Here is a 24,036-nt window from a genome sequence, read left to right on the forward strand (position 1 = left end):
CCTTAAAGTTTATTGTGATTAGGTTGAATAACTAAAGAACTGATATTTCATGTAAAGACGTCTCATTAAAAGGAAATACCTTTTTAGAGGAGAATGCTAGAGTTTGTGATTCTTTAGGTAGATTTAAACAGCGCCAACCATGCTTGTGAGCATACGCCTCAAGCAAAGGATCGCCAATAACAGCGACAGGATGACCTACAAGCTTCAGCATATGCTCATCGGAAATATCATCACCGTAGGCCCAGCAGTTCTTAAGGTCACCACCATGTTTTTCAATAAAATCCTGAATCGCAAGCGCTTTTCCAACGCCGATCGTTTGCGGAGGGACGAAACGGCCATTATATTTTTGCCCATCATGCAATAGTTTTGTGGCCAAGATGTAAGGTACACCTAGATGTTCTGCAATGGGGGCTAGAATTTCTATAAAAGAGCCGGATACTAAGACCGGCTCAATTTTTTGGCTATGATGGGATTTTAGTTCTGTTACTACTTCTTGGATTAAGAAAGTAGGATTAATCAACGCGCGCTTTGCCCAAGTTTCTGCACATCTTGTTACTTCTGCTACAGCACGTCCGGCAAAAAATTCATAAAAGCGACGGTTTATTACGCTGCGCGGACTCTGGTTATCATGGTGTGCACGTAAAATAGCAGTAGTATCTGCATATTCCTCTTGGTGAGCGTTGGTTGAAAAACCTAGCCAAGATTTATACCAGAAATCGTGGAAAGCGAGCATACTTTTGCTCCGAATAAGGGTGCCATCTACATCGAAGAATGCATACGCAAGGCTCATTATTAATTTCTCCCTTCAAAAAAAATTAAATACTTTATAATGTTGTTTGTTCTTTATAAGCATGGATATGATTTATTCGTAATATTAATCCTGTGTTGTGAATTCCCAGAAACCTGTTTTTTTGAGCTTTAGCTGCGCGTGGACATCCCCTCCTAAGCCATACCATCCGATCGCACCGCCTCGATTCATTTGATAACTCATCCAAAGCAAGACGATATTTACTATTCGATTAGCAGAGGGATCGTTCACAGATGGAAACGGATTGGGTAATATTGCTTGATAAAAGGCATGCCCATCAGCATCTGCCAGTATTATATTGGGAAGACCAAGTGGGCCGGGTCGTGTAGGTGCATGGGGATTCAGATCATGTTGCCGTAGTGCCATAATTGTGTAAAGACTGTTAGGAATTAACCCCCAAAATTCAAAACGAAAATGTCCTGTTCGTTGGTCGTTAGGGACGGAAACTTCCATGGATCCTTTCGCTTTACACCATTGTTCAAGGGTTATCGGCGCAGTAATCTTTCTACCATCTTGGTTTCGAGCGTCTGGTATTGGTACTTCATGGAAGCCATAGCTTGGCAGATAAATATTTTTCGCGTTGGGGCATTGCGCTGGTGCAAATATTACTGGATAATTATTGCATGGTAATGGTAAGGGCAGAGTATGTAATACAAGAGAGGCATCACTACTAGAAAGAGGATCTGAAAGTTCTTTTATGATATCGTAGGGAGCATTCTTGCCGAATTCAGGAGTTACAGTAGAGGTTGATACCAAAGCTCTTCCCCACTCTGAGGTAAGTTCTCCATGGGAATTCATGCGATTGATTTGTCCAATAACAATAAAATTTCCCTTTTCATCCATTACTTCGCTCGGGGGATAAGTCGGTCCTTGTGTAGTCAAACTTAGTTCGTACATTATTGTTTTCATAGATAATGCCTCTACGCAAGATAAACATTTTCAAGGTTCTCAGCTTTCCGCGAGACAGAGTCCCTACCTGTTTGCTTGTTAAGAAATTTAATTGCTTGTTTGTGTTCATTCTTCTTTAGTTTTTCTGCATGATAAGCAGTAAACTGAAAGGAAAGAGTAGCGGCGCTCGTGTCGCCTTGGTTAACTGATATAGTTATATCGAAGTGAAGGCGAGATAATCTGGATATATCGCTAGAGTTAATCCGATAGTTAAAAACAACGTCAAGAGGGAATACAAACCCTGTAAAATTGGCAGCCAGGCTATTTAACACGAAGTAATACGGCTCCGTCCAGTTATCTCCGATAAAATATTCCTCAGTAACTGCTAAAAACATTTGACGAGCTGCTTCAATCAACACCATACCTTGTATATGTTGTCCAGTTTGATGATCATTCATTAGTTCTGACCGTTCATCCAATATTAAGTGAGATTCAAAATTATGCTCATCTAAACGTTTCGGGTGAGAGATAATCGCATTTCTGATGTAGTGCTTATGACTTTGCAGGCGGCTAACGCGAAGTGGACGCTGTAGTAGAGGAGAAATATCAATCCCGTGGGCTGCGAGTGGATATAGTCCTTGGTCATAAAGAGCTTGAGCTTGAACTTCTGTTAACCCTTGACCGCTAACAAGTTGACTATTACTAGGTAAATTGGCAAAGGAATTTGTACGTATCATCTCTAAAATTTCCCCAAAAGTCTTAACGTTTTCATGTATACTAAATTCATGAAATTTATTGCCAACTATAAAAATTTTCTTATTAGATGTATTTTTCATTGTGCTCCCTGCCTCAAAATTATAACTAATTTTAACTCTCTTTTTATATCTCTTTGATTTATTTGAAATAAAAACATACTCTTCATAAAATTATTATATGGCTTTAAAAATCGGTAACTACGTTATTGATCAAATATAAGCAAAAATTTACCAAAATAATTACATTACTTAAAACATACATGGCTTTTCGGTAATATTATAGAAGAGTAAGCGCTCATTTTTAGCAATCACTACCCTCCACTCAAACCAAAAGCTGCAGCTTAGTTTTACAGCTGTCGCCGTAGTTCGTTGTTAATTAATAAAGCGTTTGTAAATTTTTGTATAAAGTCCACCTTCTCCACCCGTGATAAAATTGTCTCCGGCCTTTTTAATTATCTCTTGATAGCGCGGAGAAGAAAAAAGGCTCTTATAGATCTCAGGATCAACAGAAAAACCGGAGAGAAACATAACACCCGGCTCTGTACTAATGATGGAATGATAAGCAATAAACTCTTCAACCTCAGATGCCTTGCGTACTACGTCAAAAATGGTTTTGTCTCGCCATTGGCGGTAGGAGGTAAAACGGCTTGGAGGAACCTCAATATGACGCAGCTGCAGATACGGTGTGCTAGGCAAAGACTGCTTGAGCACTTTTACCGATTCAACATAGGTCAAAAGTTGACGACGAAAGTCGTTCACAAGATCTTCTCCCAATAATTTTAATTCAAGCTCCCATATCCTCGGCAAGCTCTCAATCTGTTTTAATGAGGGCAAGGCTCTCAACTGCAGAACAGTCCTATTATCAAGAGATACAAACACCGTAGCCTGCTGCTCAGATTTTTCTGCTGTGATCTGCCTCCATTTCTTAGCTACTGTAAGAGTTTGGTTTTCTTTAGGATATATTTCTGTAATTAAAAGATACGGTGTAGACATTAAATTCGTAAGTATCACGCTTTTGATAATAATGATGTTGCTGGCAAATAAATTTCTCTATGTCTCCTTGCGTGAGGCAAAAACTTCTTTAGCAATTTCAACGACATTAATCGCTGCAGGAAAGCCTGCATAAGGAGCAATGTGAATTGCTAATTCAATCACCTGTTCGGGCGTGCCACCTACATTAAGCAGACCCTGTATATGCAGCTTCAGCTGTGGAATCGCAGTTCCTAACGTTCCTAACGCTGCCACCGTTATAATTTCCCGTTCAAAGAAGTTGAGGATAGGCCGTGTGTAGATATCACCAAACCCAAACTCAACAACAAAACGAGCTAAGTCTGGAGCAATGCTACCCAGTGTCTTAATAATCATTTGTCCATCGGGGCCATCAATATGTTCTAGTGCCTTCAGTCCAGATTCGTAGCGATCCTCGCATACTAATGGCGAGCCGCAACTAGATATGAAGTCTAGTTGCTTTTCATCAAAGACCTCTTTTGCAGCAAAAACACCATTTAAGGCTGCTGGAACCCCTGCATAAAGTGCCAACTGTATCATTACTTCAATCAGCTCAGCAGGACTACACCCAATATTAAGAGCACTGGTAAGGTGGAATTTGAGTTGCCGTTTTGCATTACCGAGAGTTGCAAAGATGGCAACGGTGGCAAGCTGCCGAATACGGCTTGTTAAGTGAGGTCGCTCATAAATTTCTCCATACACAAAAGAGATGATGAATTTTGCGAGATCAGGGGCAACATCGGCCATTTCTTCAAGAATTGAAGGGGTCTCGACCAATTCCATGGAGCGTAAACGCTCCACGCCCAATTCATAAGCATTTTTCTTATAATTTACAAATGTTTGTTCTTGCATGTAATGGCCCCCTCCCCACGGAGCCTTAGTTGGATAAGGCTTTTACTTTCCTTAAAAACTAAACCTTCAATTAAAATGCAATACCTTATCTCCTCTTGCGGACTTGCATTGCATGAATCGTTATCGTGCTTTAATATCCTAGTCAATCATTTTTGTAAATTTATTTTATATTATTTTTCATTTTTTACATTATAGGCAATCCTTATGAAGCTATAGCAGATAGTAAGGGATTTTTCTATGGCATTAATATTACGTTGATGCAGCAGGCACGTGTAGCCTTTCCAGACGTTGTACTTAAGACTGAGCTAAAATTAGCAGATTAAACCCTTCTTATTCGTATTTGCGCAAGAGAACTGAAGTGTAACTTGTTGAGCGTAGAAACACCATGCATGATTATGTGCGCATTGAGCTATAGGACTTAGTTGTATTTAGTATTTTGCGGTTTGAATTTACCGAGGAAAGTGCGAAGCGTTAAATTTATAACAGATGCTACTGACTTACCTCTAATCTAGTAAAGTTCTATCATGACAAAGCCATTTGTTGGGGGGTACGGAAGAGCTTTGTTTTTAACTCAAGTTAGAGGTATGTAATAGCAGATGAGTGCAGTACTCCTTTGCTGCAAAGTCCTCCAATCGGTTTAGCTAAAAATATTACGCCGCAATTAGGTGCCCAATATAGCTTGATCATGTCTATAAATTTTGGCTTAATACCTTTAGCACTGGAGAACTTTAGTAAAATTAATGCTGTGTGCCTCTATCAAGTTGTAAAATATATTATGCTTTAAGATCTCGGTAAAAATTTTCATGAGAGCCAAGTGCTAACAAGGTCAAAGTAATCGTGTGATCTTCATAGCTGTAAGCAAGCAGCGTCAATTGCTTGGCCATTTTAAATTTATAGACAAAAACACCAGAAAGATCACCTGTTTTGGCTTGACCAATGGTGGGCGTTTTCATAATGACGCGAACAGCTTGGTCTAGATCTTGTTTTTGGTTGGCATGCAGTTTTTTGACAGTTTTTTTAAATGAATGGGTTTGTAAAACTTGCATAGATTCAGCCAAATTCGAATGCTGTTACATCGCCATCTGCATTTTCTTGTTGTCCAAGTAAGATTGCTTGAATAAATTGAAAGGAGAGATCTGGATTTTCTTCGGCTATTTTGCCCATACGCGACCAATATTCAATTTGCTTAGGAACCGAGCGGCTATAAACAGACGCGTAACGCTTAGCCTCATTAATGAGATCATCAGACAGTTTAACAGTTGTAGCCATGACTATACTCCTACCTTACAATAAGGTGGTAATATAGTTCAAAAGGTGTTAAAAAGCAACCTTTGAAACACAATAACCTTAGCAGATCTCTAACACAATTCCTTCTCTCACAGCCATCTTTCTTAATATCTGAAAGAAGAGAAAATAAAAGATAAATTTAGAACTAAATGATCGAGAACAAGCTCTAAAAAGGTTCGGGATAGGCAGAAAATAAGTTAAAAGAATCAACGGAATCAAAATTCCCGAACTTCTATATAATCTATTGATTTTATATAAATATAGCATTCCTACCCCCTCCGCCACAGCACTTTTGTCGTGCTATAAATTATTGATTCTATATGTCTTGTATGTAGCTTGTCAGCAGGTTTTGCAGCAATTCATTTTTAAAATTCACGTCTTTTTTAAAAAATTAAAGGGGTTTTCAAAGGGTCTTCAAAGACCTTTCAAAGATCATTTAAAGACCCTTTAAGGCAGCTTTTTCTCCTTTGCTAAAAGTCGCAATTTGAGATGATGAGCTCTTGAGCTGGAATTGGATTATTTGAACTGCATGTATAAGATATGGTGACCTCTTTTATCTTAAATGGGCTAAAGCTTTTGCAAATCTCCGGCACATCATTGAGTGACAGAAGAAACTTTCCCTTTAATTGTGCAAGCAGTGTGGACATCCTCTGATAATCCTCTCGCTTAAACAAATCCTTGCCATAGTAATCCTCAACACCCCAATAAGGCGGATCAAGGTAAAACAAGGTAAAACAAGATGTTGGGACGATCATAGCGCCTAATAAACTCAAACCAATCTAAATGTTCAATGGTCACACCTGCTAAACGACGGTAAATAAGCTTTAAGGAGGCTTCAAGTTTGAGACTATTAAACCGTGCACCACGGTGTGGATCAACTCCAAACGTCTGTTTTGCCACTTTGCCACCAAAACTCAACCGCTGCAGATATAAAAACCGCAATGCCCGCTCTAAATCTGTCAGGGTCTTGGGATCTTGGGTGCGTAACCGTTCAAACGCCTCACGGCTACTCACCTGGAACTCCAACAGATCCATGAAAGGGTAATAATGGCGTTGCAACACCCGAAAAAAATTCACCACATCACCTGAACGATCATTGATCACTTCATATAAAGGAACTAATTTTCTCCTTAAAGATATCCTTTCTGATAAAACCAGTAAAGCCTATTATGCTTTTGAGAGCTTTCATAGGGAGTTAAAGAGTAATTTAAACGACAGTATTACCCAAGAGGAAGAGCTAGAGATGTTAGGACAACATCTTGTGACGCGTCCCGTATTTGAAGCCTTATTTGAAGGCAATAAATTTGTCCAGAACAATAGTATCTCGCAAGCCATGGAAAAGATCTTAGCTGAGTTGGATAAAACCAATATCAAGCAAGAGTCAAAGGAATTACAAAAATTTTATAACAGCGTAAAATTCCGTGCCTCTGGAATTACCGAACCCCAAGCAAGACAAAACCTTATTATCAAGCTTTATGAAGATTTTTTTACCAAGGCTTTTAAGAAAACCACCGATAGGCTTGGGATTGTTTACACCCCCGTTGAGGTTGTGGATTTTATCATTCATTCTGTTGATGATGTCTTACGCAATGAATTTGGAAAAAGCTTGGGATCACGAGGTGTTTCTATTCTTGACCCCTTTACAGGGACTGGTACCTTTATCACACGGTTGTTACAATCAAATCTTATAAAACCAGAGGATATGGAATATAAGTTCCGTCATGATATCCATGCCAATGAGATTGTTTTACTGGCTTATTACATAGCAGCGATTAACATTGAATCGACTTATCATAGTCTTATGAAAGGTGAATATATTCCTTTTAAGCATATTGGTTTAACTGATACGTTTCGGATGCTTGAAGAAAAAAATCTGCTACAAAAATTATTTAAAGAAAACAGTGAATATTTAGAACATCAGAAAAATCTGAATATCAAAGTTATTTTTGGGAATCCTCCTTATTCAACAGGGCAAAAAAGTGCCAATGACAATGCAAAAAACATCACTTATTCTATATTAGATGATCGTATCCGTGAGACTTATATAGCTCAATCAAAAGCAGTGAATATGCGAAATCTTTATGATAGCTATATCCGCGCTATTCGCTGGGCAAGTGATCGTATTGATAATGCTGGAGTAATCGGCTTTGTTTCTGGTTCTGGTTACATAGAAAAGCCAACAATGGACGGTTTACGAAAATCTTTAGCCAAAGAATTTACGAGTATTTACGTACTTAATTTACGGGGGGATATTCGTAAAAATATGTTAAGCAATGGGAAAGCTCAAGAAGGAGAGAATGTTTTTGGTAATGCTAGCATGACGGGTATTGCGGTAACGCTATTTATCAAAAATCCCAATGTTTCTGGAGATTGTAAAATTTACTATCATGACATTGGTAATAATCTCACAACAAAAGAAAAACTTACAGCTCTCGAGTATTTTGGTAGTGTTGGCGGCATTACGGATAAAAAGGGCTGGCAAATCATTACACCAGACAAACATAGTGATTGGATAAAGCAACGTGACGAAAGTTTCAAAACATTCTTAACTATGGGTGTCAAAAAGGGGCATGATAAAAAGCTCTTTGAAATTTATTCTCTTGGTGTTTCAACCAATCCTGATGCTTGGGCGTATAACTCAAGCCGTGAAACTGTAAAGAAAAATATGAATAACATGATTGCCTTCTATAATAGCGAGGTAAAACGTTTTAATAATAGTTATCCACATACTGACCGTAGAACACTTACAAAAGTTGTAGATAATTTTGTCAATTCCGATGAAAGTAAAATCAGTTGGAGTCTTAATCTTAAACAACATTTAGCTAGAGAAAAGGTTTTGGAATTTGAAGAGATATGCATCACTCAGAGCTTATATCGCCCTTTTACGAAACAGTGGCTCTATTATGATAGAACCTTTAATGAAATGGTCGCCAAAATGCCATGCATATTTCCAATAGGACAAACAATTGAAAATAGAGTGATACAAATTACAGGAACAGGAGCAAGAAGTGGTTTTTCTGTACTGATGAGTAAGGATTTACCTAACCTTCACGCAATAGATACAGGTCAATGCTTTCCAAGATATATTTATGAAGATACTATGTTTTCAAAAAGTAAAAGTGAGAAACAATCCCATTTATTTACGCATTCTACAGAAGATAGCAAAACAGCTGATTTACAGAAGTGTGATGCCATTACGGATGAAGGGCTAGCACATTTTAAAGCTGCTTATCCTAATGAAATTATCACGAAAGATGATCTATTCTATTATGTTTACGGAATTTTACATTCGGAAGATTATCGTACTCGTTATGCTGATAACCTCTCTAAAGAATTACCTCGTATCCCTTGCGTAAAAAGCGCTGATGATTTTTGGATGTCTGTTACAGCAGGGCGTAAATTAGGTCATTTGCACGTAAATTATGAAGATGTGGAACCTTATCCAGTGACCTTTAAAAAAGGCAATCCTAAACAGACTGATATCTCTAATCCAGAAAAGTTTTATTACGTGAATGAAATGAAATTCGCAAAAATTAAGGATAGTAAGGAAAAGGATAAATCCACGGTTATTTATAACAGCAATATCATAATGACTGATATCCCTCTTGAAGCTTATGAGTATATCGTAAATGGCAAGCCCGCTCTTGAATGGGTTATGGGTCGTCAATGTGTAAAGACTGACAAAAAGAGTGGTATTGTGAATGATGCTAATCGCTATGCTATTGAGACAGTGGGTAACCCTGCTTATCCATTGGAGTTATTCCAAAGAGTTATTACCGTAAGTTTAGAGACAATGAAAATTGTTAAGAGCCTACCAAAATTAGAAATAAGAGAAACTGAATAAACTTATAAAGCATGTTCACATAATGGGCATGCTAATCTTATAAGGGGTATAGAACTTATAACCATAATCTATACCTCTCTTGTAAGTTGATTATCTACAATCTTAAAAGGAATAATTTATTATGCGTTATTCTAAAAAGAAATCATTTGCACTTTTAAACACTGTCATTTGGATTACCTTTAAGAGATTATACCGTAATCTCAAATGATAGCTTTATCCTTTTCAAAAGCTTTGTTTAAAGAGAGCTATGTATATTCATTTTGCTTATAAGTTTTGAAGGTTCTTAACACCTTCAAAATACCTTCAAAATATATCATTAGTTGTGTTTATATCTTTATAATATCACTATAGATTGTTATTTTTAAATTTGATAAAAATTAACACATTGAAATATAACAACTTTTATTTTTTGATTGAAAAAAAATATGTAAGGGGGCGTAAAAAGAACCGTCAAAACTCAAAACCCCTTCAAAACTCATAACCATAATAGTCTTGATAGCATTTCTTATGATTATAAACTGTCTTTTGAAAGGCTTTTAAAGATCACATGCTTTTCATAAAACCCGTTTTAATCACTCACTAAAATGATCACTTTTGTCAGTTCAATTTACAGACACAAACTGACATATATATATTATTGATTGTATTTATTTGTTATGGTTATTTTAATAAGTTGTATTTTGAAAAATCGATAAAACTTAACATATTGAAAAATAATGTTTTTAATTTTTTATCTCATTTAAAAAAATACTATAGGGTCTAAAAACAACTGACTAAACTGACAAGACTAACAAAAGTCTATTAAAAGCGATTTTGCTCATCTCTATAGTTATCAATCTTTCTCTCGATATCTCATAATAGGCTATAAATCGCAATTATCCTATTTATCATTTCTCTTATGAAAATGAAAAATGATGCGGTGGCTATAAAGAATATAACAGCTATAGTGAATGCTTGAAAAAAGCAGGCTTTCATAATCACAATGCAAATGAAAACGTTATTATAAAGACAGTTCTTATAAAAGTCTGTTAAGTTGCAAATGTGTTATAAAAAGAAATTAACAGCAATCTTAAAAAAACCATTTAGTAAAAAAACTAATACGTTATAAAGTTAAAAATAAGCATGATGAGAGCGTTTCTAAATACTATGAATGTATAATTCAGAAAATAACGCAATCGTTTTATAATGCCCATAATATAGCTTTAAAAGCATATAATACAAAAGAAGCAATTAATAAGCATATAATAAATATATACACATAATGAATTTAAAAAAATCATAAAAATATCAAAAAAGTGTACAAATTAATTGACAATAAATACGTATTTTGATATATAAATAATCAAGTGATTAACAAACACTTTTGATAAGCGGATAGGTTACGATACAACCTTTCCCATTCCTTTAAAATACTGACTATCTTTTATGCTTTTATTGGCATATATGATGATTTTGTCGGGTGTGCTTACACCATAAAATACCCTATGGGAAAAGTGTAAGCAACGGACTTATCACCGTGTTTGTTAGCACCCGGCACCCTTATAGGGGTATCAATTAACAAACAATTTTATGATAAGGATTTAGTTATGAAAACTATATCAAAAAACACCCCCGTTATTTCTTCCATTTCAAATAAAACCGCATCTAATAATAAACAAGAGCCTGCAAAAAAATATGAATTTATTAATGATGGTGAATATGTAGATGGTCATTTCTTAACGCGAATTAGAGCATTAAGAGACTTTGGTGATGTCAAAAAAGGGGACCTCGGGGGGTATATTGAAAGTGAAGATAATCTCTCTCATGAGGGTAATTGCTGGGTGTATAATAAAGCCCGTGTCTTTCAAAATGCACGCGTCTTCGGAAATGCAAAAGTAAAAAGCTTTTTTGTAGACGTTTATGGCAATGCACAAATTTATGGAAATGCTATTTTTGAAGGAATGACATTAAAAGACAATGCAAAGCTTTCTGGCAATGCACATGCTAGCAACGCCGTTATAATTGAAGGCAATGCACAAATTTATGATAACGCCCGTGTCACTGATCATGCTCATATTTCCGATAATGCTGTTATTTGTGATGATGCCCATGTCGGTGGCAATGCGAAAATAAGTGGCTCTGCTTACATTTGTGATGAATCGCTTGTTTTTGATGATGCGGTTATTTGTGATGCTCTTATCTCTGGAAATTCTTATATACATAGCAATGCCTTTTTAGAAGCGAATGAGGATATCTGTGATAATGAATATCCTGAATTTGGTAGTGACGATGATTATTACCGTCATGAATATTATGCTGATTTTGAAGGCTATTATGATAATGATGATAACAGCGAATATGAAACTGATGCTGCTTAAATAACGCACGGGCGCGGCGGGGGTGCCCCTCTTTTAAATTTCCCATTCCAAATTTTAGAAAATGTTTATCACATATCAATTGTGAGGGTATCCTTATGTCTCAAAAATATAAATTAACCAGTGAAATCAAACAAATTAAAAATATGTTTACTAAAGAGATTACAACTCTTTATCGTATTAAAGCTTTAAAAGACTTTTCTGACGTCAAAGCGGGGGACCTTGGTGGTTTTATTGAAAAGGAAGATAACCTCTCTCTCATGATGGCAATTGCTGGGTGTATAATGAGGCGCGTGTTTATAATAATGCCCATGTTTCTGATAATGCTACAGTTTGTGATTACGCTAGTGTTTTCGATAATGCAAAAATTGAAGGCAATTCTACAGTTTTTGATTGTGCAAGAATTTATGACAATGCAAGAGTTTCTGATCATGCTAAAGTTTATGGTTCCTCTTATGTTTATGATCATACCTGCGTTTTGAATCATTCTGAGGTATCTGACAGGGCTGTTATAAAAGGTCATGCTAAAATTTATGATAATGCTTTATTAACTGGCTATGCGCAAGCTTATGGCAATGCAAGAATTTATGGCCATGCGCAAGTTTGGTTTTTTGCTGTGATTTGTGATGATGCTTGTATTTATGAAAATGCAAAAATTACCGGCTATACATACATTTGCGATAAAGTGAGTGTTTTTGGCAATTCATATATAGATACAAAAAAATTGAATGGTCATATCAACATTTGTGATCACACCATAAAAGACGCTGCGTAAATAAGACGCGAGTGCGGCGGGGGCAGCCCTCTTTCAAATTTTCCATTCCAAATTTTAACAAATGTTTAACACATTCAATTGTGTGAGGTCTTCTTATGTGCAAAAAATATGAATTAACTAGAGAAATCAAAAAAATTAAACATGCTCTTACTAGAGAAACTATCAATCTTTATCGCATTTGTGCTTTAAAAGATTTCGATGATGTCAAGGAAGGTGACCTTGGTGGCTTTATCGAAAAGGGAGCAAATCTCTCTCATGATGGCAATTGCTGGGTCTATGATAATGCTTGTGCCTATGGTTATGCGCGCGTTTCTGACAATGCAAAAATACGTCATTATTCTCAAATCTGTGGTCAAGTGCATGGGAATTGTGAGATCTATGGGAGGGCTTTCATCTCTCAATATGCAAGAGTTTCTGACAATGCTTGTGTCTATGGCAATGCCCATGTTTATGGGAATGTGTATGGCAATGCCCATGTGAGTGGGGGCACCCGCGTTCATGCTGATGCCCATATTTATGACCATGCCCATGTTTCTTATGATGCTATGGTTTTTAGTTATGCAAGGATTTATGGGCGTGCCAAGGTTTCTGGCTTTGCTCGCATTCATGGCCATGCAAAAGTCTATAATTATGCGGTTATCAATGGTCGTGCCAAAATTTATGGCAAGGTCTATGGCAATGCTAGTGTTGGTGGCTCTTCTGAAGTCTATGGCTCTGTGTATGGCAATGCAAAGGTCTCATATTATACTAAGGTGTGGGGTAAGGTCTATGGAAATGCAAAATTAATCAAGCAAAGCAAAGTAAGGTTGGTCCCTAAAAATTGTGAAGTTTATGAAAATGATCATATCGTAAAGATTGTTGATAAAACAGAATAAAGAACGGTATGGGGGGCGGCTTTTTGGTAGCTATAAACCTATCATAAAAGAGAGAATTCAAAAAAAAGCCGCCCCTTTAAGAGACGCGGCTTTTATCTTTTCTATAGAAATGTAACTAAAAAATATGAACTCACAATAAGTGCATATATACAAAACGTATCATATTGCAAGTGCTCTATTCTCTTGATGAAAACTTATCAAAAAAACGTAAATAATGGGTATCATCTTGATAGAATTCATTTGAATGAGAGGGTCTATAAACGCTTGTTATAGCTATCAAACCTATCAATAAAACTCCTCTTTAAAACGTTTTAAAATACTAAACTCAAAATAGAGCTGAGTGAATTCAAATAACTGACATTCTAAAATCAAAACCTATCAAACAAATCAAAACGCTTTTATCAAATCTAAGGCTTTTAAATTGGCTCTGCTGTGAAATCTAGATCTTTGCTTTTTGATAAATAAAACATTTTTAAAAGCAAATGATAACTGAGTTATAATTGTTATAAAAAGAGGTTTTAAACGTTTCTTATAAAGATCTCATTTTATGTTTCAAACGTTTAAACGTTCACTTAAAGAGGTTATCATAAGCGTATTTTTATTTTTCTTTAAAACCTAATTTCTTTAAAAATTAGCCGGCTCAAATTTGAGTTGGCAAAATTAACCACCCCAATTCTAGGGGCTCGTTTCTTAGAATAGAGCATTCTTTAAACATTATAGCTTTTATCTAAAATTGAATAAAACCCCATGCCTTTATGATGTTACAATGGTTTTGAATTTTGCTTGCTTATCTTTGTTTCAATAGATGCCCTCAAATTTGAGGTGATCTCATTTGGCTTCGTATTTTTAAACTATAACTTTTAAAACGTTTATTGATAACTTGCTTGCATATAACATAAAAAGGCTTTTGATTTCATAAGACATAACGTTTTGAATTTCATATCTGTTGTGATGATATGTCTGTATAATGCCTGCCTATCACTTTCTAAACTTCTAGAAAACGCTTTAAAAACGATTTTGTCTTTAAATCCTTTTATGCGCCCTTAATAAATTAAAATCTATAAGCTTATAAAAGTTTTAAACGATTACTCCCTTATAGGATACTATAACGTCTTTAGATTTTACGCTTCTCAATTTTGAGAACCATAATCTTATGCTTGATATGCTATTAAGACACCAATCTTTAAAATAAGCTGTGCTCTTTAAACATATGTTATCGATAATTTCAAACAACTGAACTTTAAAACAATGCGATTTTGAATGATAAAAACGTATCATAAAATTTATGAACTGTTATGAATGGTAGCTGCTTTTCATTTCATTTGAATACACAGATGCGTTATAATATTTACATCATGATTTGCTTTTTATGCTCTATTCATACGTGATAATTGTTTATAAAAAATGGTCAATTTAAACACGTATAAAAGTGTGGATTCTTAAGTGGATTCATATAAAATAATTTAACGCAACATATTGATTTATTTATATTTTTGTGTAATATGTGGCGCCGGGCGCTAGAAACACGGCGATAAGTCCGCTGTATGCTTTCCCCTAAAAAGGGTATTGTATGGCATAACCACACCCGACATAAATCATCATACACTATTCACAGCATAAAAGACAGTCAGTATTCTAAAAAATGGAAAAGATCTTATCGTGATCTATCCGCTTATCGCTAAGTGTTTCTACACACTTGGGGCTTTTTTAAACGAACTTTCTTTCACTGTCAACATGCCTTTGCAATTTTTTTTCACTTTTTTATCCTGATATTTACTCAATTGAATATCAAGCGCTTTTTCTAGCTCTCTGTCCGTCTCTTCACTCGATAATGGATAACCTCTCTCACCATCATTCGTTATCTCACAAATCAACTCATCATCTTTTGTACGTTCTTTAATTTTCACATTTAACTCGTCTATCAATGCTTCAAAATTCAAAATGTTTTTTGGTAACAAACCACCGTATATCCACGCTTTAACTTGAGCCTTCGTGCTGTAATCTACATTCGCAGGCGTCTCATGATACTGACCGCCTTCAAATTCTTCATATTCCCTCATTCCATCACCATATTCGTAAAGATTATACAAGTCTTTGATTTATAATGATAATTCACTGTTTTGTATGTTGAATGAGAGTCTCGAATATCGTAAGATTCTTTCATTTCAAATCTGTGTATGTTGAATCAATCAAAACCACTCATTTGCACATAACAAGCGGGATGAGTGTGTGGATCAAATTTGCATAAGAAAGGAGTAAAAATGGTCCTTATGAACCGTCTTAATGCAAGGTCTGTCGCAACATTGGAGGCTGGCAAATATAACGATGGTGCCGGCTTGTTACTCCACAAACGTAAAGATGGTGGTGCTCAATGGATTTATCGTTATACCCTTCACGGATAAAGTGCAAGTTTTATATAAAAATAACCTACTGTATTTATAGATCTTTTTTATTGTAAGGGATAAATAAATAAAAGTTGGGGAATAGGATTTCGCAACTTGCTCTCAATTATTGCGAATCAAAACTTCTTTTCGAGGTGATTTTTTTGCGATTTTAAAGAAAAGATTTTGTAAATCTCTAACTCTTAGTTATCCATTTTTTAAAGTGTGAGAAGTGATTATCTAGCGCATCTATGAAACGGGATAAATCGATGACAAACATAAAGACAATGAAGGCTAACCACTTCATAATGCGTGACATCATCTTTAAGCCTTGATACGTCTCTATCATCTCATGAAGAAGCTGTTGTTCTGTCTCCGTGAGATCTTGTTCCGGTTTACGCTTTCTACTCATTTGACCAACCACATAAGCGTGCTCCCTATTTTGCGCCCCCAAATCACAAGCGCTGTTCCTTAAAACGTTTGGCAACAATCACCAGTCCTGTACACGCCGCTAAAACCATAATCCCTGCTAACGCCCACTGAATTGGTCCATTACCAACAAAAAAGCCTCCAAATCCTGAACAAGACCCTATAATCGGGGCTAGCGCCTCTATCTTGAAAAGACCTGTTCTCTCCTTCGTTTCTACCCTGTGATAGTTCGAAGCAATGTAAGACCCTTTCGCCCACAAACCGGCTTCGGCTGCTCGACGGTTGGATAATCCCACAAAAGGCTTACCCCCTATCTTATTCCATTTCTGTAATTCACTAGGAACAGCTTCATAATCCCCTTGATTAAGCTTCTTCAACAACGTTGACTTGCTAAAGGCTTTCGTTCCTACGTTATAACAAAACGATACCAATGCCGCGAATTGGCAATCCGTTAATGAAACGGTCACCGATTCCTCTACCGTCTTCTCAAATTGCTTTAAGTCTTCACAAAGAATTTCTTCTGCTTGCTCTTGTGTGATACGCATGCCTTTTTTAACAAGCGGTTGACCGGCATTGCTGGTGTGACCATACCCTATCGTCCAGATACATGCTACATCTCTATAAGCCTCTAAACGTAACCCTTCCCACTGTTTGATAAGCTCTAATCCTTCCTTTGATATCTTTCTCATCTGACCCTCCATAAAAAAAGCCCCACATCTGTGAGGCTGGATTAAAATCTTCTTTTATGATCTTCTATTGGCTATGCTCTTTGATCAACTGCTCGACTTCTTCAACACGAAAGCCAAGTTGAAAAAGCGGTGCATATTCGCTTTCCTGTAATTCATACTGACAACGCTTTTTGACAAAATCTCCATTGAGATCAGACGGCATTTCGGTTATGAGAGCAACCTTATGCGTGTCATCTTCTACCCCCTCTTCTCCTTCACTGAGCTCTTTGATAAAGACCCAATAAAAACGCGTTGATAAAAGCTGCTCTAGCCTTTTTACCGTTTCTTCCCTATCAAATTCGAGCATATTTAGATAATCTTGCTTCGTATTTAAGTGTTCTGGATAAGAAAACATTTTAACCTCTCAAATAAATCTACGTGAGCGGCTGCATCCACGCGCCGAAACTTGTTCATTTGCAGCATTGATAGATATATATCCTCGACCAAATCGGTGGCTATCCCCTTCAATATTCCAAGTCCCTCCAGCTACCATTGCCTTAAGATCTACATTATCTGCTGTTGAGAAAAAAATAGATCCTGACAAAAACTGCCACATATAGCCGCAACCATCCTCACATCCTATATGAGAAATCATACGACGATTTGCCGTATCCCTATGTCCTCCGGAATATTTTGGAGAAGGTGCCTTTTTACCTTGAATACTTGTCTTATCATTACTCCCATGCATAGCAGAAGCAAATTCTTCATCACTTAATAATGACTTATTTACAAGCATCATATCTGTTGTATGCTGCATATAACTACGGTTAGTTGTTACATTTGCACGATAAACCGATTTCGTATTTACACCGTCGCCTGACTGAAGATAAATATCAACCCAAAGATCTGTAGAGAAGTCGTAAACCATTCCTTCTGGTGAACTATAAGGGCGGTGATTGAGACACCAAACAGAGTGGGGTAATATATCCCCTGCACGATAACCCGATAAGAGATGACCAGAAATCGTACCAACATCCGCACAAAGCGTGTGAAACCCTCCTATCTTGCGCGAATTATTGACGGTGTAATTCCTTGGATACGTAGAGTTTTCCGATACAACAAATTTATGAGACTGTCCTCCATCAGAAACCAAATAAACATAATAATCCTTGCCCGCAGAAAGAGAAGAAATATCTATTCTCGTGTCTACCGTATAACTTACAACCAAAATATCATTGCCTACTCCCAAGGTTAGGGTCGTTCCTTTTTTTACCGTTAATTGCGCTTTGCCTGTAGCAACAAGAAACGGGGTAGAATTTGACAAAATCGTTAAATTAGACTGTTTCAGTAAAGTATTTATCTTTTCTGCTAGTGCTTTTGCTGCTGTTGCTGTTGTTTGAGCTGCCGTTGCTGTTGCTAAAGAACTTTTGAGACCTCCAAGCTCTTGCTTCGTTGTATCGGCGGTTTTCTTTGCTTGATCTGCAACTCCTTTGGCTTCTTCCGCTGTCCTTTTCGCTCTATCGGCTGTTTCCTTAGCTTTAGTGGCTTCGCCCTTGGCTTGATAAGCTTTTGAATCTGCTGCTTCCGCTTTTTTCTTGGCTTCGTCTGAATACATCCGCGCTAAACTTACGGGGGCTTTAAAATTCTCAACCACTTGATTGATATCGATAACCCTACTTACCGCAGACGAGGCTGTTTTCTCTGCCTTTTCTGCTATTGACCGCGCCTGTCCTGCTTCATGTTTTGCATAACTTGCTGTATCTTTTATAGCCTTTACCGCATCATTCGCTCCATCCGCCTTTGACCATGCTGTATTGGCTGTTTTCTTAGCTTCTTCAGCCGCTCTCTCCGCAGATTGGGCTATGGACTTCGCACTCTCCGCTAATTCCTTGGCTTTCCCTACTTCACCTTTAGCTTCATACGCGCGGTTATCGGCTTTCTCCGCTATTTTCTTGGCTTCTTCACCTGCCATTTCCGCTAAGCTTGCTGTAGTCCTAGCATTATCTGCCACTTCCTTCGCATTATAAGCTGTACTACTAGCGTTATAAGCTATATTTTTTGCGGATTCTGCCTCACTACGGGCTTGTCGCGCATCATGTTCAGCGTAGCCTGCTTTTTCCTTGGCTTCCTTAGCTATTTTTTGTGCCTCTCGCGCTTCTGTTTCTAAAGAATCTGCTTTTTTACCCGCTGTTTCTGCCGCTTTCTGTGCTTGTTCGGCTGTATATTTTGCACTATTAGCTATTTCCTTAGCTTTGTCTACTTCACCCTTGGCTTGATAGGATTGTGAATCTGCTGTTTCGGCTTTTTTCTTGGCTTCATCTGCGTACGTACGCGCTAAACTTGCTATAGTCTTAGCGTCATCGGCTACTTCCTTCGCTTTGTGAGCTGTACTCCACCCTTCATGAGCTGTACTTTTTGCCTTTTCTACCTCACTGCGCGCTTGTTCCGCCTCATGGTTGGCATAGCCTGCTGTCTGTTTGGCTTCTTTCGCTATCTTTTCAGCTTCACCCGCTACTGTCTCTACCTGTGATGCCTTCTTTTGTGCACCATCGGCTACCTTTTTTGCCTCTTCGGCGGTCGACTTCGCACTATTGGCTACTTGTTTTAGACTATCCAAAGCTCCTTTCGTTTCTTCTGCTACCTTCTCTGCTGCTTCCGCTTTGCTCTTCGCTGCTTCCGCTATGCCCTTAACGGCTTCTGAACTTACCTGCCCTGCCGCCTCTCCTGAACGCGCTGCCGCTTCTGCTGCTGCTTTGGCTTCTTTGGCTATTCGCGTGGCTTCGGTTGCACTCTGCTGGGCTTGCTCTGATTTCGCCGACGCACTATCCGCAGAACTTTTCGCTTCCAAGGCTATCGTTGTGGCATTGCTTGCTTCTTCTTTTGCTTCCTCTGATAGGCTCTTCGCAGATATTGCTGTCTGTGAAGCTTCATTCGCAACTGCCTCTACGCTTTCGGCTTTAGCCTTTGCTGTTTCTGCTGCCTCTTGTGAGCTTGATGCCAACCGTTGTGCCTCTTCCGCTTTAGCCTTTGCTTCACCAGACTTCGTTAAGACTTCTGAAGTTTGCTGGCTTATCTCATCACCTTTCTGCTTAGCTGTAGTGGCTGTCGATAATGCCGTGTCTGCAACGCTTTTAACATCTCCAAGCGTTTGTTTAGTTTCCTCAGCAATCCCCTTGGCATCATGAGCTGTGCTAGATGCCGTATCCGCCATTGTTTTCGCTGCATTTGCTTCTCTTAATGCTTCATCGGCGGTTTTTTGCGCTTCTGTAGATGATGTCGTTGCTTTTTCTGCTAAACCTTTAACTTCTTCAGAAATCCCCTTGACATCATTGACTGATGTAAGCGCTGTAGAAGCTTTCTCCTTCGCATCACTCGATTCTCTAAGCGCACTTGTAGAGGCATTTTTAGCTTCTGTTGCGAGCTGTTTGGCTTCTTCACAAACACTCTTACTTTCTTGTGCAACTCTCTCTGCTGCCTCAGCTTTCTTCTGAACGGCTTCTGCTAAACTTTTGGATGCTTCACTCCCTTCACGAACCGCTTGTCTATCGGCTTGTAAGGCTTGCTCTGCAACTGTCTTAGCCTCAGAAGCTATTTGAGATGCCGTTGTTGCTGCCTGTTGTGCCTGCTCGGCTTTCGTGTTTGCACTATCTGCCGCGCTTTTAGCGTCTAAAGCTGTGGTCTTTGCAACACCGGCTTCTCGTTTTGCTTCTTCTGATAGACTCTTTGCTGCTGTCGCTGTTTGTGCTGCATCATCACTCGTTTGTTTTGCTGCATTAGCAATAGTCTCTAAACTTTCTGCTTTATTCTTGGCTTCTTTTGCATTCCTCAACACTTCATTAGAACGCGTTTGGATTTGCTCTGCTGTTTTTGTCAGTTCTGTAACTGAAGCCGTCGCACGTTCCGATAAACCTTTTGCCTCTTCCGCCATATCCTTGGCATCATCGGCTGTCTGTTTGGCTCCATCTGCCTTAAGACTGGCTTGGGTCGCTACCGTCTTGACTTCATGACACGTTGCTACCGCTGTCGCGGCTACTTGGGACGTCTCTGTCGCTGTTTGGGAAGCTTCTCGCGCTGTTTGTTCTGCACGTTCAGCAATCGATTTCGATTCATCAGCTAACTTCTTGGCTTCTGTCGAGACATTCACTGCACTGTCACTTACCTGCTTGACCTCTGCAAAACTTTCCAATGCCGTAGCCAGTGAACCTTTCGTACCACTGATTTCCCCTGAAGCTCTATCAACCGCTGCTTTGGTCTCTTCTGCTATGTGCTTTGCAGCATCAGAGGCATTTTGGGCTTCTTCGGCTAAGCCCTTGGCGCTATCCGCTGTCTCTTTTGCTTCATTGGCGATTGCTGTTGCTGCTGTAATCGCTTCCTTCGCTTCACTGGAGGTTGTAAGCGCTACATTAACCGTTTGAACCGTTTTTGTTACCTCTGTGAGCGCTTGATCTGAGCCCCTCTTAGCTTCTTCTGCAACCTGTTGCGCACCATTTGCACGCGCCATCGCTTTTTCTGCCTCTTGCCTTGCATTCACAACCTGTTCTAACGGTGCAAAAGTCTCATACGAATACAAAGAGGCTGTCCCTAAAATCTTCGGAACAACAACGCTACTTTGCGAGGTGCCTTCTCTGATTTCCTCTTCAGTTGCCACCGGTATCAAATATTCATGACTATGATCGGGGATCTTCATCTGCTTTCCTCCTTACTCCCTCTAAAGAGCTTCATCCAAAGAACACTCTTTCAAATCCTCAAGATCTGCGCTTAAGCTCTCTAAGCGTTTCTCCATCTCTTTCTGCGAACCATCAAACTCTGTTTTCAAAGCTGTTGTCACTAAATCAACAATCCCTTGAAGCGGCGTATGCAAAAAGCCTCCCCCTGAATACAAAACGACCCGTACTTGGGACGGGTCGCTAAGCTCTGATATCGCAAACGGTTTTAAGGTCATTTCAACTCCTCATGTTTTAATCCCATAAATTACACTCACATTAACGGGGCGCGTTTCAGCGCCACCAACCCTCTCTGACATAAGATGATGATCATGATGCGCCCTATCATGAATGCCCTCTTTGAGAGGCGTCGAATAATATAAAAAGTTCGCAAAGGGGCTTCGAATAAACCAAGGCAAGCGCGGCGGCTTATCTTTATCGGTAAACCAAAAGGGAACCTCTACTTGTGAACTTCCTGCGATTTGATCAAATTCTTGATTACACATTTCCAAGGCATCACCACTCAACCCTAAACACTCCTCTTCATCCAGTGATCTCTTTCGCCTTGGCAAAGAAGCTTCAGAAGAAGAAACATCTCGTTTCTTGCGTGAAGAACGGTCAACCGAAGAAGCCGGTCCTATTAAATGTTCATGCGCTTTTAAAGAACACGCTTGCTGGCTGGCAAAAACGCCAAGGGTCTAGACCACGTTCATAATCTGTGCCCCGTAAAAACATCCCCCGAAAATCGGGAACATTAAATGTCGAAACGCCATCTCCCGCGCCCCATGTCGTTCCTATCGCGTCAAACAACGCTCTATAACTGCTTCGCAAATAAGCACGCCCATCACAGACTAACCAGCCTTCCGGCAAGCGTTCCATTGCAAAAGGACCAATAAAACCAGACGGTAGGCGTTTTAAAGAAGACGCTTTTCCCCTTGTTGGATTGAGAATTTGCCAACCGCTTATCTCTTCATCATACATAACAGTATAAAGACAGCCCTCTTGGATCTCGCCTCCCGATAAGGCTAATAAACCGCTTTCTGTCGCCTTATAAACGGGCTTAGCAGCCAAATTATCCAAAGCAATCGTGGTCGCCCCAACGTTTTTACCTTTCGCTTTAAAACAAACCGTGATACCATTCTTATACGCTAAAAATTTCGATTGACTTTGAAGACGTATCGCACTCGTCTTTTGTTTTTGATCAACTGTAATAATACCCTCAATACCCCCCCCCGTATCGGATAAATACTCACTGACTCTTTGCATCATAAAACGCGCGCTGTTATTGACCGTGTTAGGGTGCTGTCCCTCTGACCAATTAATCAAGCTATCTGCCCCACCATTCTCAGAGGCGCTCAAAGACCAATCATAAATCGTTGACATCTTGACCTCACGTCTTAATCCCAAACACAACACTCATATTAATCGGGCGTGTTTCACTGACACCTGAACGAGCCCAAACAACATCACGCATGTGAAGATGGGAATGGGGAAAGGCAAGCACATGATGCAACCGTATATCCTCTGCACGCACACCCAAACGCTCGGCAAGCTTTTCCCTTTGCTGCTCATTCAGCACATACCCCCAGATAATCATCATATTTCCATACCAACTCTCTTCCTCATTGGCATCATTCAAAATCGTAACCGATTGACCTCCATGTTCATGCTTTCTCATAGTGTCATGCTGTAATGTGCCAAGATAACGAAAACGGTCTATCTCGCGATCATCATCAACACCCCGCAAAAACACGCCACGCAAATCGGGAACATTAAACTTCGTCCAACTATCACTGCCACCCCATCTTGTTCTTATCGCTTCATAAAGTGCTGGATAATCACTGCGCAAATAAGCAGCCCCATTACAGACTAACCAGCCTTCTGGCAAAACTTGCATTCCAAAAATCCCTATCGTACCGGTAGGATAAACTGAAATCATTGGTTCTTGTAATAAAGGCAAGGGGGTAGGATTCAAAACATGCCAACCATTATCCCTATAAACCAAACGATAAATGCACCCCTTTTGAAACTCGCCTCCTGTCAAAGCACGCATGCCTAATTCCGTCGCCTTATAAAGAGGCTTGGCGGGTAAAGCATTTAAAGCAATTGTTGTTGCCCCAACATTCTTGCCCTTCGCTTTAAAACAAACCGTGATACCATTCTTATACGCTAAAAACTGACAGTGGCTTTCAAGTCTTATCAACGTCGTTTGTTGTTCCGCATCAACCGTAAAGGTATTTGCAATCATACCACTCGTATCGGATAAATATTCCTTTACGCGTTGCATCATCACACGCGCACTATTATTCACGCTGCTAGGACGCTGTCCTTCTGACCAATCAATCAAATCATCACAATAGGCATTCTCAGAAGCTCTCAAAGACCAATCATAGATCGTCGACATCGTAA

The 24,036-nt window shown here is 38.8% G+C and carries 16 protein-coding genes and 5 pseudogenes; 5 read left to right on the forward strand and 16 right to left on the reverse strand.

Annotated features, from left to right (window positions below; genetic code table 11):
* Nucleotides 1-31: 31 nt before the first annotated feature.
* The 8 genes and pseudogenes from NNJ73_RS00090 to NNJ73_RS00125 all read right to left on the reverse strand — a co-directional run bounded on the left by NNJ73_RS00090 (nt 32) and on the right by NNJ73_RS00125 (nt 6,756).
* Nucleotides 32-790 carry an HAD family phosphatase gene (locus tag NNJ73_RS00090; protein WP_254492176.1) on the reverse strand — a complete coding sequence of 253 codons (759 nt, stop codon included), beginning with the start codon at nt 788-790 and terminating at the stop codon, nt 32-34.
* An 84-nt stretch (nt 791-874) separates the two neighbouring features.
* Nucleotides 875-1,717 carry a hypothetical protein gene (locus NNJ73_RS00095; protein ID WP_254492177.1) on the reverse strand — a complete coding sequence of 281 codons (843 nt, stop codon included), beginning with the start codon at nt 1,715-1,717 and terminating at the stop codon, nt 875-877.
* 11 nt (nt 1,718-1,728) lie between these two features.
* Nucleotides 1,729-2,532 (reverse strand): AfsA-related hotdog domain-containing protein, encoded by an 804-nt coding sequence (locus tag NNJ73_RS00100; RefSeq protein WP_254492178.1) that lies wholly within the window; start codon nt 2,530-2,532, stop codon nt 1,729-1,731.
* Nucleotides 2,533-2,823: 291 nt separating this feature from the next.
* Nucleotides 2,824-3,444 (reverse strand): hypothetical protein, encoded by a 621-nt coding sequence (locus tag NNJ73_RS00105; RefSeq protein WP_254492179.1) that lies wholly within the window; start codon nt 3,442-3,444, stop codon nt 2,824-2,826.
* Between the two features lie 57 nt (nt 3,445-3,501).
* Nucleotides 3,502-4,311: a carboxymuconolactone decarboxylase family protein gene (locus NNJ73_RS00110; protein WP_254492180.1), complete on the reverse strand. Its 810-nt coding sequence runs from the start codon at nt 4,309-4,311 to the stop codon at nt 3,502-3,504.
* 773 nt (nt 4,312-5,084) lie between these two features.
* Nucleotides 5,085-5,369 (reverse strand): type II toxin-antitoxin system RelE/ParE family toxin, encoded by a 285-nt coding sequence (locus NNJ73_RS00115; RefSeq protein WP_246054788.1) that lies wholly within the window; start codon nt 5,367-5,369, stop codon nt 5,085-5,087.
* Entirely contained in the window at nt 5,362-5,580 is a 219-nt protein-coding gene (locus tag NNJ73_RS00120; RefSeq protein WP_005773872.1) for a hypothetical protein, read from the reverse strand. The genes NNJ73_RS00115 and NNJ73_RS00120 overlap by 8 nt, the downstream gene beginning before the upstream one ends.
* 488 nt (nt 5,581-6,068) lie before the next feature.
* Nucleotides 6,069-6,756 (reverse strand): annotated as a pseudogene (locus tag NNJ73_RS00125) (DNA adenine methylase).
* On the opposite strand from NNJ73_RS00125, the pseudogene NNJ73_RS00130 reads away from it, so the two are divergent.
* From NNJ73_RS00130 to NNJ73_RS00145, 4 genes and pseudogenes are all read left to right on the forward strand, one after another.
* Nucleotides 6,728-9,442 (forward strand): annotated as a pseudogene (locus tag NNJ73_RS00130) (type ISP restriction/modification enzyme); the annotation flags it as partial. The pseudogenes NNJ73_RS00125 and NNJ73_RS00130 sit on opposite strands and share 29 nt — an antisense overlap.
* A gap of 1,586 nt (nt 9,443-11,028) precedes the next feature.
* Nucleotides 11,029-11,799, forward strand: coding sequence for a hypothetical protein (locus tag NNJ73_RS00135; RefSeq protein WP_254492181.1), 771 nt, complete (start codon nt 11,029-11,031; stop codon nt 11,797-11,799).
* A gap of 274 nt (nt 11,800-12,073) precedes the next feature.
* On the forward strand, nt 12,074-12,571 hold the full coding sequence (locus tag NNJ73_RS00140) for a hypothetical protein (protein WP_254492182.1): 498 nt from the start codon (nt 12,074-12,076) through the stop codon (nt 12,569-12,571).
* Between the two features lie 95 nt (nt 12,572-12,666).
* Entirely contained in the window at nt 12,667-13,446 is a 780-nt protein-coding gene (locus NNJ73_RS00145; RefSeq protein ID WP_254492183.1) for a hypothetical protein, read from the forward strand.
* Between the two features lie 1,688 nt (nt 13,447-15,134).
* On the opposite strand, the pseudogene NNJ73_RS00150 reads toward NNJ73_RS00145, so the two are convergent.
* Nucleotides 15,135-15,533: pseudogene (locus NNJ73_RS00150) on the reverse strand (hypothetical protein); the annotation flags it as partial.
* 174 nt (nt 15,534-15,707) lie between these two features.
* On the opposite strand from NNJ73_RS00150, the pseudogene NNJ73_RS00155 reads away from it, so the two are divergent.
* A pseudogene (locus tag NNJ73_RS00155) lies at nt 15,708-15,845 on the forward strand (integrase); the annotation flags it as partial.
* A 178-nt stretch (nt 15,846-16,023) separates the two neighbouring features.
* Here NNJ73_RS00155 and NNJ73_RS00160 read toward each other — a convergent pair.
* From NNJ73_RS00160 to NNJ73_RS00190, 7 genes and pseudogenes are all read right to left on the reverse strand, one after another.
* Entirely contained in the window at nt 16,024-16,251 is a 228-nt protein-coding gene (locus NNJ73_RS00160; protein WP_254473145.1) for a hypothetical protein, read from the reverse strand.
* Nucleotides 16,252-16,282: 31 nt separating this feature from the next.
* Nucleotides 16,283-16,945, reverse strand: a complete 663-nt coding sequence (locus NNJ73_RS00165) for a lysozyme (protein WP_254475209.1) — start codon at nt 16,943-16,945, stop codon at nt 16,283-16,285.
* A gap of 64 nt (nt 16,946-17,009) precedes the next feature.
* Nucleotides 17,010-17,339, reverse strand: a complete 330-nt coding sequence (locus NNJ73_RS00170) for a hypothetical protein (RefSeq protein WP_254492184.1) — start codon at nt 17,337-17,339, stop codon at nt 17,010-17,012.
* Between the two features lie 9 nt (nt 17,340-17,348).
* Entirely contained in the window at nt 17,349-21,611 is a 4,263-nt protein-coding gene (locus tag NNJ73_RS00175; protein ID WP_254492185.1) for a hypothetical protein, read from the reverse strand.
* Nucleotides 21,612-21,632: 21 nt separating this feature from the next.
* On the reverse strand, nt 21,633-21,866 hold the full coding sequence (locus NNJ73_RS00180; RefSeq protein WP_254475215.1) for a hypothetical protein: 234 nt from the start codon (nt 21,864-21,866) through the stop codon (nt 21,633-21,635).
* A 9-nt stretch (nt 21,867-21,875) separates the two neighbouring features.
* Nucleotides 21,876-23,010, reverse strand: a pseudogene (locus NNJ73_RS00185) (phage tail protein).
* A gap of 7 nt (nt 23,011-23,017) precedes the next feature.
* The gene (locus NNJ73_RS00190) at nt 23,018-24,031 is read right to left on the reverse strand and encodes a phage tail protein (RefSeq protein WP_254492186.1); all 1,014 of its coding nucleotides are present in this window, start codon (nt 24,029-24,031) and stop codon (nt 23,018-23,020) included.
* Nucleotides 24,032-24,036 lie beyond the last annotated feature (5 nt).

Origin of the sequence: Bartonella sp. B1099 (assembly GCF_944801835.1) — a bacterium.
Classification (GTDB): domain Bacteria; phylum Pseudomonadota; class Alphaproteobacteria; order Rhizobiales; family Rhizobiaceae; genus Bartonella.